The 12,577-nt window shown below is 62.6% G+C and carries 10 protein-coding genes and 1 pseudogene; 2 read left to right on the top strand and 9 right to left on the bottom strand.

What is annotated here, in order from left to right:
• The first annotated feature begins 63 nt into the window (after positions 1–63).
• Positions 64–1,212: an MFS transporter gene (locus tag KUL25_RS12475; protein ID WP_257893235.1), complete on the top strand. Its 1,149-nt coding sequence runs from the start codon at positions 64–66 to the stop codon at positions 1,210–1,212.
• 126 nt (positions 1,213–1,338) lie between these two features.
• On the opposite strand, the gene KUL25_RS12470 is transcribed toward KUL25_RS12475, so the two are convergent.
• The 7 genes and pseudogenes from KUL25_RS12470 to KUL25_RS21850 all read right to left on the bottom strand — a co-directional run bounded on the left by KUL25_RS12470 (position 1,339) and on the right by KUL25_RS21850 (position 8,655).
• Positions 1,339–2,331 (bottom strand): M14 family metallopeptidase, encoded by a 993-nt coding sequence (locus KUL25_RS12470; RefSeq protein WP_257893234.1) that lies wholly within the window; start codon positions 2,329–2,331, stop codon positions 1,339–1,341.
• Positions 2,328–3,206 carry an N-formylglutamate amidohydrolase gene (locus tag KUL25_RS12465; protein WP_257893233.1) on the bottom strand — a complete coding sequence of 293 codons (879 nt, stop codon included), beginning with the start codon at positions 3,204–3,206 and terminating at the stop codon, positions 2,328–2,330. Before KUL25_RS12465 ends, KUL25_RS12470 begins: the two co-directional genes overlap by 4 nt.
• A complete protein-coding gene (locus KUL25_RS12460) occupies positions 3,203–4,201 on the bottom strand; it encodes an ABC transporter ATP-binding protein (protein WP_257893232.1) in 999 nt (332 codons plus the stop codon). The genes KUL25_RS12465 and KUL25_RS12460 overlap by 4 nt, the downstream gene beginning before the upstream one ends.
• Positions 4,198–5,178, bottom strand: coding sequence for an ABC transporter ATP-binding protein (locus tag KUL25_RS12455; protein ID WP_257893231.1), 981 nt, complete (start codon positions 5,176–5,178; stop codon positions 4,198–4,200). The genes KUL25_RS12460 and KUL25_RS12455 overlap by 4 nt, the downstream gene beginning before the upstream one ends.
• Positions 5,175–5,771, bottom strand: coding sequence for an ABC transporter permease (locus KUL25_RS12450; RefSeq protein ID WP_257893230.1), 597 nt, complete (start codon positions 5,769–5,771; stop codon positions 5,175–5,177). Before KUL25_RS12450 ends, KUL25_RS12455 begins: the two co-directional genes overlap by 4 nt.
• A gap of 211 nt (positions 5,772–5,982) precedes the next feature.
• Positions 5,983–6,894, bottom strand: a complete 912-nt coding sequence (locus KUL25_RS12445; protein ID WP_257893229.1) for an ABC transporter permease — start codon at positions 6,892–6,894, stop codon at positions 5,983–5,985.
• A 139-nt stretch (positions 6,895–7,033) separates the two neighbouring features.
• A pseudogene (locus KUL25_RS21850) lies at positions 7,034–8,655 on the bottom strand (ABC transporter substrate-binding protein).
• 181 nt (positions 8,656–8,836) lie between these two features.
• Here KUL25_RS21850 and KUL25_RS12430 point away from each other — a divergent pair.
• Positions 8,837–9,787, top strand: a complete 951-nt coding sequence (locus KUL25_RS12430; protein WP_257893226.1) for a LysR substrate-binding domain-containing protein — start codon at positions 8,837–8,839, stop codon at positions 9,785–9,787.
• 742 nt (positions 9,788–10,529) lie between these two features.
• Here the strand turns inward: KUL25_RS12430 and KUL25_RS12425 are convergent.
• Together KUL25_RS12425 and KUL25_RS12420 are read right to left on the bottom strand one after the other, a co-directional pair.
• A complete protein-coding gene (locus KUL25_RS12425; RefSeq protein ID WP_257893225.1) occupies positions 10,530–11,528 on the bottom strand; it encodes a nuclear transport factor 2 family protein in 999 nt (332 codons plus the stop codon).
• Positions 11,521–12,543, bottom strand: coding sequence for a nuclear transport factor 2 family protein (locus KUL25_RS12420; protein WP_257893224.1), 1,023 nt, complete (start codon positions 12,541–12,543; stop codon positions 11,521–11,523). The genes KUL25_RS12425 and KUL25_RS12420 overlap by 8 nt, the downstream gene beginning before the upstream one ends.
• Positions 12,544–12,577: the final 34 nt, after the last annotated feature.

The following is a 12,577-nucleotide window of genomic DNA, read 5'->3' as shown; positions in this document are numbered from 1 at the left end:
CTGCTGTGTAAGGGCCTCGCACATGTTCACTTTGCTCCGTTTCCGCTCTTGTTCCTAAGGCTCTTGTCCGTTGCTTTCGTCTGCTTTTGCGCGGGCGGGCTTTACGGGTGGAGCGCGCTGATCGCCCCCCTGCAACAGGCGTTCGACGTGTCAACGGTGCAGACAGGGCTGGTTTTTTCCATCGCGATCGTCTGCTTCACCCTCGCCGTCGCGGTTGTGCCGTCGATCGCGGCTAAGACCCCACCTTTGCGTCGCTTGGCCCTTTTCAGTTGGGCGGGCGTCGTCAGCCTGATGTTGGCAAGCGTCGCGCCGAGCTACGCCCTGTTTGTCGTGTGCTTCAGCGCGGGCTTCGGAACCTTTAGTGGCGCGATCTACATTTCAGCAGTGGCCATCGCCGCGCAATCGCGGCACCCGATGCGCGCAACACCCCTGATGGTGGCTGCATTCGGGATCGGCGGTGCTGTGTTCGGACCTGCCTGGCGCCTCATGGAAGAGGAGGCTTGGGGCTTGATCGCACTTTGGCCCTTGGCGGTCGCACTTTGCCTCGGCGGCGTGGCCGTCTGGTTCCTGCCTGATCGGACGCCCCCTGATTCCAAGGAATCGCAAATCGGCGAGGGCTCGCGTCCGGTTGCTATCGACGTCCAAGGTTGGGTCTGGTTGGTCTTCACGCTTGGGTCCTTTGGCGGCCTGATGGTTCTTGGTTTGGCAGCGAAAATACTGGACGTTGCGGGCGCATCAATCGCGCGATCAAGCGTCGCGCTGGCGGGTGTGGCCTTGGGGAACACCTTGGGTCGTCTGTCGGTCATCGGCCTATCTCACTACCTCTCGCCGATTGCAGGCCTTTTCATCTCATTGGGGATTGGCGCATCCGGCTTGCTCTTGACCCAGTTGGCCAGTGCAGAAGGTCTGTTGGCGGCTGGGTTATGCCTCATCGCAGTTGGATACGGGGTGATGGCGTCAGCGATCCCGACGTTGACCCGCTCCCTCTACGGCCCAAGCCGTTTTCAACAGCGCTTTGCCTTGATCTTCACGGGATGGGGCCTGGCGGGGTTCTGCGCACCGTGGGTGGCGGGATGGAGTTTTGACACCACGGGAAGCTTTGAACTGGCTGTCTACCTTGCCATCGGCGCTACGGGCGTGGCCTTTATCGGGGCAATTGCGCTGCACATCAGATTGGCCAAGACCCGTGGCCGCCCGCCCCAAAGGGCTTAACACGCGAGACGCCAAAGACGCGGACAGCACCCAATCGCGCGGCGCTGCCGATCAGGTGTCCTCTCAGTGGCGGTCTGCGAGTTACAAGTTTTCCGAAGTGTTTTGCGCCTTTTGTTCTTGCGCGTGTCAACCCGCGACCGGTTCGGCCAGCCGCACCGACGTCTTGCCGCGCCACAGCCTGCGGGAGGGCATGATCAAGACCGTAACGGGATGCGGCGCGCGGATCTCTGTTGTGCCATCCGTGCCGATCAACGTGCCCTCGGGCAAGGCTTCCAAACCCTTCCAGTCTTGGGCGAACTGGAACTCGTCCGTCTCGATCGTCACGGCGCGCGAGACTTGGTAGAACGCCATCGGATCAGGTGCTGCGCGCGCGGCCATCCAATCGGCCGCGAAATCCTCCGTCACGGCCCCTGCAACCCGTAGAAACCGGATCGCGGTCTCCAGGGCCACGCCCTCGGCATTGCTTTCCCAATGCTGGCCGCATTCCACCAGCATCGCCTTACGGGGCGACGCCGGATCGCCAAACCCGCCATAGTCGCGCATCCGCAACCCTTCCGCATGGCCTTGATCGTTGATCACGAGGGGCGGATAGCCCACGTCTCGCGCCAGTTCCCGGCCCTTGGGCAGCAACCCCGCAATGGTCAGCGCGGCGTTCTTGTTTTGCATCGAATGAATGTCGAGCAGCATGTCGACGGTATCGAGCCACGGCCGCACTTCGCGGGCGCGGCGCAACTCCTCAGTCAGGGGGCGGTCGGGATCATCAAGCGTTTCTTCCGCCCAAAGCCGGTTGAGATCCTCGTCGACCCAGCGCGAGGCATCGGGCACGTCAGGGTCAAACGCGTCATGGGCCGCCACATTCATGAACGCAAAGGAGAGCTTGCCCGCAACTGGCCGCGTGTCGTGCCGCATCAACCAATCAAGTGCCAGCGCCCCGCAAGGCTCATTTCCATGGACGATGGCGGTGATCGCAACATGGGGGCCGGGTGCGCCGCTGTCGAAGGTCCAGATGTAGGGGATGTCGCCGGTACCCTTGGCATAGGCCGTGATATCGGGCGGTGTCAGTTCAACAGGGTAGGGATTGGGCAGGCCGGTGGCCGATCCATTGCGAGGTTGGGTCATTGCGCTGCGGTCCTCTCGATCTGGTGGGTGACATGGTCTGACAGGTGCAGGGCGAGGGCGGTGAAACATTCCTTCAGCGCCTGATAACCCTCGTTGGGCTCGCGCGTTGCCTCGTCCATATAGAGCTTGCGGTTGACCTCGATCTGCATTGAATGCCGTCCCCGCGCAGGGTCTCCGTTGGCGCGGATCAACTCCATCCCCTTGTAGGGGTCGTTGACGGCGACCGAATAGCCGCGCGCTTGCAGGAAAGCCTGCACGGTGTCCGTCAAGCCCGGCTCGCAGGCAGTGCCATCGCGGTCGCCCAGAACGAAATCGGGGCGCGGCGTGCCTTTGTGCTGGGTTGACATGGCCGAGGCAAACTCTTGCATCGAATGGAAGTTGATGTGCCAAACGGCCCCCCAGCGGGCATGGCTTTCGTCGAGGAGTGTGCGCAGACGGGATTGGTAGGGGTGATGGTATCGCGCCACGCGGGCTGCGACCTCATCGGCATTGAGGCGGCGGGTGTACATCGGCCCGCCCGCAGGTGGCACGCGGGTCCAGCAAAGACCAATGCCAAGGCTGCTCTTGACGGTTGGGTTCAGTGCGCCTGGATAGATGCCGTCGATCTGACCGGGGTCCATGTCGTCCGGCGCGCGGTTCGCATCCACGTACGAGCGAGGAAAATGCGCCTCCAACAACACAGCACCCGCTGCCGTTGCGCCCTCGCAAAGGTCCGCGACATGGGTGTCTTCCGCGTGGCGCAAGGTCAGGGGATCGGCAGCATGGTTGAAGTCTTCCGGGTACGCCGTGCCCGAATGGGGGCTGTCGAACACCAACGGCAGGGTCTGGATGTCAGTCCCGCGGATGCTGAGTACGCCGGGAATTGTCTGGGTCATTCCACCCCTCCGTCATGCAAGTGGCAGGCAACCATATGGCCGCCCTCGGTGATCGTGCGCGGCGCCTCGCGCTGGCAGCGGGGGCCAGCCATGGGACAACGCGGGTTGAAATGGCATCCCGGCGGCGGGTTCAGGGGCGACGGGATCTCGCCCTTGACGGTTCGAAACGCTTGCCGCCCGGCACCGAGACGCGGCACCTGATCCAGCAGCGCCCGCGTGTAAGGATGGCGTGGGGTGTCGAACAGCGCATCGGTCGGCGCAATCTCCACGATCCGGCCCAGATACATCACCACCACACGGTCGGCGATATGCTCTACGACCCCCAGGTCGTGGCTGATGAACAGATAATTCAGGTCAAGCTCTTGGCGCAGATCCTGGAACAGGTTGATCACCTGCGCCTGGATCGACACATCCAGCGCGGCGATGCTTTCGTCGCAGATCAGGGACTCGGGCTGGACCGCCAAGGCGCGGGCGATGCCGATCCGCTGGCGTTGTCCGCCCGACATCTGGTACGGGTAGCGTTGTGCAAAGGCAGGGTCGAGACCGACCTTATGCAGCAACCCGTCCACATACCCCGCCATCTCCTTCCGGGTGGTCATGCCGTGGTAGACGGCCGCTTCACCCACTATATCCACCACCTTCATGCGTGGATTGAGCGACGACATGGGATCTTGAAAAATCATCTGGATGCGTAGCCGCTTTTCGCGGGCCTTTGCACTGGCCGCGTCCGTGACATCGACCCCTTCAAATCGGATCACACCGTCGCTTACCGGCAAAAGCCCCGCCACCATCCGCCCCAGCGTGGACTTGCCGCAGCCGGACTCTCCCACCAACCCAACGACCTCGCCGCGCGTGATCGTGAAACTGGCCGTGTCAACGGCATTGACGCAGGTTTCCCGTACATCCGCGCCAAGACGGCGGGCCAGGCGTTCCACTCCGTCAAGCTTCTTCTCGAACCGGCGCGAGACGCCGTCCAACTCCAACATTGCGGTCATGTTGTGGTCTCCGCAGACAGCAGCGGGTGCAGGCACCGCAGCGCGCGGCCCGGTCCGGCGTTGGTGATGGCAGGCGCTTGGACAAGGCAGGCGTCCGAAGCATGGGTGCAGCGTGGCGCAAAGGCGCATCCCTCGGGCAGGCGCGCCATGTTGGGCGCCATGCCGGGGATCTGGGTCAGACGCTCGCCGCGCCGTCCATGGCCGGGGATCGAGCCGAGAAGCCCGGCGGTATAGGGGTGACCCGGTGCCGCCAGAACCTCATCTGTCGGTCCGGTTTCCACAATCCGGCCCGCGTACATGACCGAGATCTTGTCGGCGAGCCCTGCGACAACCGCCAAGTCATGGGTGATCCAGATCAGCGCGGTGCCGGTTTCTCGGGCCAATTCCTGCACCTCGGCAAGGATCTGGCTCTGGATCGTGACATCAAGCGCTGTCGTCGGTTCATCGGCAACGATCAGATCCGGCCCGTTGATCAGCGCGATGGCGATGGCCACGCGCTGCCGCATCCCGCCCGAGAACTGATGGGGATAGGCCTCCAACCGCTCGGTTGGAGAGGGGATGCCGACCTTGGCCAGCGTCTTGATCGCCCGGTCGTTTGCGGCGGCGTGGCTGATACGCTCGTGGGTGCGCACGGCTTCCACCATCTGTGTTTCGATGCTCAAGACCGGGTTCAGGGTCATCATCGGATCCTGGAAAATCATCGCGATCTTCTTGCCGCGCAGGCCGCGCATCTCGCGATCCGACAGATCCGCCAGGTTCTGGCCACGGAAGTTGATCTGCCCGCCGACCACCCGGCCCGGTCGATCGACGAGCCGCAGGATGGAAAAGCCGGTGACGGATTTCCCCGAGCCGCTTTCCCCCACAAGCCCCAGAACCTCGCCCTCATCCAGCGACAGGCTGACACCGTCGACCGCCTTGACGACACCGGCATCGGTGAAGAAATGCGTTTGCAGATCGCGCACATCAAGAACGCTCATCGCTGAAGCCTCGGGTTAAGGGTGTCGCGCAATCTGTCGCCCACCATGTTGATCGAGGCGACAATCGCCAGAAGTGCCACGCCGGGATACATGCTCATCCAGTATTGGCCCGACAGCATGTAATCGTAGCCGTTGGCGATCAGTAGTCCGAGCGATGGCTGGGTGATGGGTACGCCGACGCCCAGAAACGACAGCGAGGATTCGAGCACGATCGTGTTGGCGACCTGAACCGTCGAAATCACGATCAGGGGCGGGATACAGTTGGGTAGAAGATGCCCAAAGATGATCCGCCACGACGGCAGGCCAAGTCCGCGCGCCGCGTCGATGTATTCCTTGCGTGCCTCGGACAAAGCGGTGCCGCGCACAGTGCGCGCGTAATAGGCCCACTGCACGATGATCAGCGCGATAACGATCTTGTCGAGGCCCCTGCCCAACGCCGCCATCAACATCAGCGCTACAAGGATCGAGGGGAACGACAGTTGGAAATCCACGATCCGCATCAGGATTGAATCCGTCCGCCCCCCGGCCCAAGCGGCATAGATGCCGACCACGACGCCAATCGCCATCGCCGCCAGCGTCGCAAAGATCGACACCGATAGCGATACGCGGAGCCCGTAAAGGATAACCGACAGGATATCGCGGCCCTGCTCATCCGTGCCAAGATGATACGCGCGGCCAGCAGTGCGATCCCGTCACCCATCAGCAGGGTGGCCAACGAGAGACCAACGGCCAGACCGGCCGCCATGTTGATCCGCCGCCAGTGGTCGCCTTGGGCGGCGGTGGTAACAGGGGGGGCACTGGCGCTCATATCGCGCTCCCCTTCACCCGGACACGCGGATCGAGCAGCGTGTAGATCACATCCACGACAAGGTTGATCACGATGAAGATGATCACGGTCATCATCAGGTAGGCGACGATCACCGGGCGGTCCAGCGTCAGGATGCTGTCGATCAGCAACTTGCCCATGCCGGGCCACGCGAAGACGGTTTCCGTCACGACCGAGAAGGCGATCATGGATCCCAACTCAAGGCCCAGAACCGTGATGATCGGGATCATGATATTCTTGAGCACATGCACCACAAGGATGCGCGTTTCCGACAGTCCCTTGGCGCGCGCGAACTTCACATAGTCCTGCATCAGCGCCTCTTGCGTACCTGCCCGCGCCAGCCGCGTGACCAATGACGCCTTATAGAGCGCCAGTGTGAGGGCGGGCAAAAGCATGTGCTGCAATCCGTCCCATGTGAAGATCGACAGGCGCAGGCCAAACACCTCGACCGTGTCACCGCGCCCGGTGGAGGGCAGCCATTGCAACTCGACCGCGAAGATCAGGATCAGCAACATGCCGACCCAGAAATTGGGCAGCGAAAAGCCGAAGATCGACCCGGTCATGATCGCGCGGCCTTGCCAGCGGTCGGCCTTGTAACCCGCATAGACGCCAAGGGGCACACCGATGAGGATCGAGAAGAAAAGGCCCAGAATTGCGAGTTCCAGCGTGGCGGGCATATAGGACAGGATCAGGCTGACAGCGCTTTCGCCATGGACGAAGCTGCGCCCCAGATCGCCCTGCAACGCGTTGCCGACGAACCGGAAGAATTGGACGTACACCGGTTGATCAAATCCGAAGCGCGCCATCGTGGCCGCAACCTCGGCGGGCGGCGCGTCGGGGGATATCAGGATGTCGATCACGTAGACGCCGAAGAATACGACGACCATCATGGCAATCGGCACAAACACTGATTGAGCAAGGCGGCGGAGAAGGAAGACTAGCATCGACGCTGGGTCCCGAAACCGGAGGATTGGGGCCGCCCCGCGCGGCCTTCAGGGGCGCGGGGCAGCTATGGGCTAAGGCGTGGCCTTACTGGACGGGGCGCACGTCATAGGGAAGCGTGTACTGGTCCGTCCGAGGGGCGTAGTCGATGTCCGCCGTCATCGCCCAAGGCGTCACTTCGTAGTGCAGCGGGATGATCGCGAAATCCTCCATCGCCATGCGCGACGCCTCGCGCAGCAGGTCCTGCCGTGCATCGTAGTCGACCGTTCCCAGTGCCTGCGTCAGCAGATCGTCCATGGCCGGGTTGGAATACCGCCCCCGGTTTGTTCCGCCAAAGCCGATATCGGGGTTGCGAGTAGCCAGCAGCGCTTTGAGCGGCGAAGACATCTCACCCGTGCCCGAGCCCCAACCCGCCAGGTAGGCCGAGAACTCATAGGCATTCCGACGCGAGAAGAACGTCGACGCGGTGGACGCGTCGATTTCGGTTTCGATCCCGATGCGCGCCCACATCTGCGCCACGGCCTGTGCGACCTGTGCATCGTTGATGTAGCGGTCATTGGGGGTGCCGATGGTGATGCCGAAGCCGTTGGGATAGCCCGCTTCCGCCAGCAGCGCCTGGGCGCGTTCGGCGTTATAGGCCACCGGCGGCAGATCGCCTTCGGCGTGCGCACCGAACATGCCCGGCGGCAGCAGCTCTCCTGCTGACACGGCAACGCCGCCCATGATCCGCTCGACAATCGCATCGCGGTTCACGGCAATCGACAATGCCTCGCGCACCCGGATGTCTTGCAGCGGGTTGGCCCCATCGGTGCCGGTAATCATTGGCGATGGCACTTGCTCATGGTCTAGGTGGATGTAGATCACCCGGTTCGAGATACCCTGCACGACGCGCAGCGTGTCATCGGCGCGCAGACGCTCAAGATCCTGCAAGGGGGGGGCTCCACCAGATCGACGTCGCCCGCGATCAATGCCGCCAGGCGCGGGCCATCCGACGTCAACGGCAGCATGCTGACGCGCTCCCATGGGGCGGCCTCGCCCCAGTAGTCGGGGTTGCGCACAAGCTCGACGCTTTCACCCCGGCGGAAGCTCTCCATCAGGAAGGGGCCGGTGCCGATGGCGGCCAAACCGTCGTTGAAGGCTTGTGTGGCGGTATAGTTCAGATCGCCACAGCCCTCAGGGCTGAATTCGATGGTTGCGCCGTCCACGCCGTTGGCCTGTGCCGAGATGATGCCGAAGGTCGACAATTCTGTGGGCATCAACGGGTAGGGGGCTGCGGAATGGACGATCAGCGTGTGGGGGTCGGGGACTTCCAGGTCTGTGATCGCGCCAGTGCAGGTCGTGAATAGCGACGGCGAGTCCGGCACGCCGGGAATGCGGCACACGGTATAGACTACGTCGTAAGCCGTGAACGGTGAGCCGTCCGAGAACGTCACGTCGTCGCGCAGGTTGAACTGCCATGTGGTGTCGCTGGTGGCTTCCCAACTTGCCGCCAGCTGGGGGCGCAATTGCTGCGTCTCATCTGTACCGACGAGCGATTCAAACACATTTCGGCGCAACTGGTTGTTGGGGCCCACGTTGTGGAAGTGCGGGTCGGCGGACGCTGCTTCGGAGGCAAGTCCGATCCGCAGTTCTTGTGCCGCAAGCGGCAAGGCCGGAAGGGTTGCCGCGACGGCCAGAATGGCCACACGGCGGATGACGGGAATGGTCATATCGCAGACTCCTCTGTTGGCGCACCGGATTTGCCGTGATCGGATCCGCGTCCGGTCTGTTTTTGTGTCCAAGGACGACATTCACCGCAGCCGAAGGCTGCGCATCTCAAATTGAAATAGCTATGCTTTGCTATTATAGACTTATAACACTTGTGGATGTCAGGGCGGGGGCAAAGATGAAATGAGGTCGCGCGCATCCATCCGTGAGTATGAGGTTTTAAGGGCCGTGATCACCGCCGGCACGGTCACGGCGGCGGCTTACAAGTTGGGTGTCTCGCAACCTGCCGTCAGCCGGATGCTCGCCCAACTCGAAGCAAATATGGGTGTCATCCTGTTCGAGAGGCGCGGCAGCAGGCTGCGCCCCACCGCCGAGGCGCTTCGCCTCAACGACAACCTCGACAGACTGTTCGATGCCCTGGCCTATCTCAATGGCACGGACCCCGGCGATCCGGTCAGCCAACCCCTGCGGCTGGCCGCCCCGCCCACGCTGACCCATCGCTTTCTGGGTCACTGCGTTGCCAGTTTCATGAAATTGCATCCCGGCCAGATGATTTCACTCGAGACTTGTACCTCCAATGACCTTGTCGACCGCTTGGTCGATGATCGGCTGGATCTGGGGTTCACACTCGCCGAGGCGACGCATTCCGCCATGGAACTGATCCCCTTTCACCGGTCCCTTGCGGTCTGTGTGATGGCCCCCGATCATCCCCTGGCCCGCCACGATGTCATCACGCCCGACCTGCTGCATGATCAGGATCACATCAATCTGACCCGTCGTTTCATGGTCCGCACGCGGTTGGATCAGGTGTTCCGCAAAGCCGGTGTGCGCACGAGGCCGGTGGCCGAGGTTGGCACCGCCGTCAGCGCTCTGACGTTGGCGCGCGCGGGCGTCGGGTTTTCCGTCTTGTGCCCCTTTCCTGTCTTGCAGCCCGATGATCCGACCCTGGCGATCCGGCCTTTTCGCCCGGAATTCATCTACAGTGCGTCCTTTGCAGTTTCCACAATCAGGCCGCAGTCGCGACCGGCGCGCGCTTTCATGCGGCATGTGCAAATGGCCGTCCGCTCCGATCCCCATGCCTTGACGGATTTCGCGCCCCTGCCAGCAGAGGATGCGGCAGCCGAGATGATCTGACACCCTCAAGAAAACAGTCTGCATCCCAACAGAAACGCAAGTCTTGTGGGAAAGAGCAGTTGATCGGAAGGGCAATCACTTCGACGCTCTATCTTGCGCAGGGGAAATTACCCCCTGCGACAGTCCCAACACCGCGCCACGCCACGTCCCCTCCCTGTCACGGAACCCTGAGAGCGCCTGAGGCGTCCGGTGTTCGGAAATTGGCGCACGAGCAAGGATCGTGCAATCGACAAGGGTCTGCGGCAATTGGGCGGTGGTCAACGATCAGAACCGACACGGGAACTGAATGCGTGTCTGATGCGGATCTCTGACAGTGATCACGGACCAGAGCGTTACACAAATCGATCCGACGCAAGCGCTATGTGTCGATAGAGGGGGAAATTGCCTTGGATTGATGGTAGCGGAGAGGCGTTCTATTCAATACCCGACACTAAAGCTCGTTGGGGCTGTCATCCTAAGTCAATGACTTGGACCGTCTTCGAGGTCACTTGCTAGGCACACCTAGTTGGACATAACTCGGAAAGAAAAGCGCCTGAAGTTAGCCAAGTTCAACGGTGAACCTCTACAGCTCAGCCGCAGACCTATGGCCTCTTTCCCGAGGCACAGCATCTCTTCAAATGCTGCCGGATCACTCAAAAAGACGCAGCTTGCAGGAAAAGGGCTGGCGTGGATTGTATGCGTTGGCAACCTACCTTGCGGCCAACAGAAGTTTACCGCGTGCCTGCAGACCGACCGAGGCCGTTCAAAGTGAATCCATCCGTCCCAGGACATCCAGCCCCTGCATGTTCAGCCAGTGCAACAGGTCGATGAAGATCCAGTTCTCGGCCAGTTTTCCGTCCTCTTCGCGATACATGTCCACGACGCGCATGTCGGCCGGGCCGGGTCCGGCGGGCATCCCCATGTAACCGCCGGAGTTCTTGATGGTCAGGTTGGCCCACCCGAAGAAGCCGCCGAAATGCCCCTCGGCCACGCGGCAGAGATGGCCGTTGAACCGGTAGCCGTCGAAAAGCGCCGCGTCGAAGGGCTCGACATGCTGGCGGATATAGCCGGGGATCGTGTAGGCCGCGCCGATCCCGGCGGGCCCCCACCAGATCATGTCGTCCTGCCAGACCCGGGCGAGGCGGCGCGCCTCGTCGGGGTCGTTGAATTTCTCGCCAGGGTTGTTGAGCATCGCGTTGATCGCGGCGAGGGTGGCCTCTCCCGTTGCGGGATCCTGCGCGTCCCACATCAGCCCCTCATGCGTCATCGGGCCCGGCTGCACCAGATGCGCGCCGGTCTGCGGCGGGAAGGGGTTCTGACCGGCTTGCATCATCACTTGCGGGATGTCGCAGAACATCGCGGTCTCCGTGATCCTCCCGTCCTCGACCTTGTTGAATTCGGCGTAGCGCAGCATGGTGATGCGCCCGGTGGGCCGGATGCCGAGCCAGGGCCGGTCGAAGAGCCCCATCAGGTGCCCCATCGAGACGACCCAGACCGAGTTGAACCCGTCCATCTCGTTGCGCCCCGCGAGGAAGATGTCGGGGCGTCGCTGCAGGCGGGTGAAGGCGGTCTTCAGCGGAGTCCAGTAGACGTCCGCCACTGCCTCCGCACCGGTCCGTTCATGGAACGGATGCATGCCGCGCCAGTACCAGTCGGGCGAGGTGAAGCGGGCGAGGGTCTCTGACTCTTCCCCCACCGGCGCCTTACAGATCGCATCGTGATACGCGCGCACCAGCGCCTTCTCGGTTTGAAAATCAGGCATCGTGCTGCAAGCCTGCCATCCGTCCGAGGACATCCAGCCCCTGCATGTTCAGCCAGTGCAACAGGTCGATGAAGATCCAGTTCTCGGCCAGTTTTCCGTCCTCTTCGCGATACATGTCCACGACGCGCATGTCGGCCGGGCCGGGTCCGGCGGGCATCCCCATGTAACCGCCGGAGTTCTTGACAGTCAGGTTGGCCCACCCGAAGAAGCCGCCGAAATGCCCCTCGGCCACGCGGCAGAGATGGCCGTTGAACCGGTAGCCGTCATTCAACGCCTCGCGGAACGGTGCCGCGTGCTGCTTGATGTAGCGCTCGATCGTGTAGGTCGCGCCGATCCCGGCGGGCCCCCACCAGATCATGTCATCGTGCCAGGTGCGGGCAAGATCCCCGGCATATCCCGGGCGATCGTTCTTGGTGCGCTCGCGCCGCCCCATGTCGCCGAGCATCGCGTTGATCGCGGCGAGGGTGGCCTCTCCCGTTGCGGGATCCTGCGCGTCCCACATCAGCCCCTCATGCGTCATCGGGCCCGGCTGCACCAGATGCGCGCCGGTCTGCGGCGGGAAGGGGTTCTGACCGGCTTGCATCATCACTTGCGGGATGTCGCAGAACATCGCGGTCTCCGTGATCCTCCCGTCCTCGACCTTGTTGAATTCGGCGTAGCGCAGCATGGTGATGCGCCCGGTGGGCCGGATGCCGAGCCAGGGCCGGTCGAAGAGCCCCATCAGGTGCCCCATCGAGACGACCCAGACCGAGTTGAACCCGTCCATCTCGTTGCGCCCCGCGAGGAAGATGTCGGGGCGTCGCTGCAGGCGGGTGAAGGCGGTCTTCAGCGGAGTCCAGTAGACGTCCGCCACTGCCTCCGCACCGTTCCGTTCATGGAACGGATGCATGCCGCGCCAGTACCAGTCGGGCGAGGTGAAGCGGGCGAGGGTCTCTGACTCTTCCCCCACCGGCGCCTTACAGATCGCATCGTGATACGCGCGCACCAGCGCCTTCTCGGTTTGAAAATCAGGCATTTGATCTGCTTACTCCGACAGTTTCAACGATCGC

This window comes from Gymnodinialimonas phycosphaerae, from assembly GCF_019195455.1.
Classification (GTDB): domain Bacteria; phylum Pseudomonadota; class Alphaproteobacteria; order Rhodobacterales; family Rhodobacteraceae; genus Gymnodinialimonas; species Gymnodinialimonas phycosphaerae.
The sequence above is the reverse complement of the archived record's forward strand: the minus strand, read 5'-3'. Positions and strand labels throughout refer to the sequence as shown.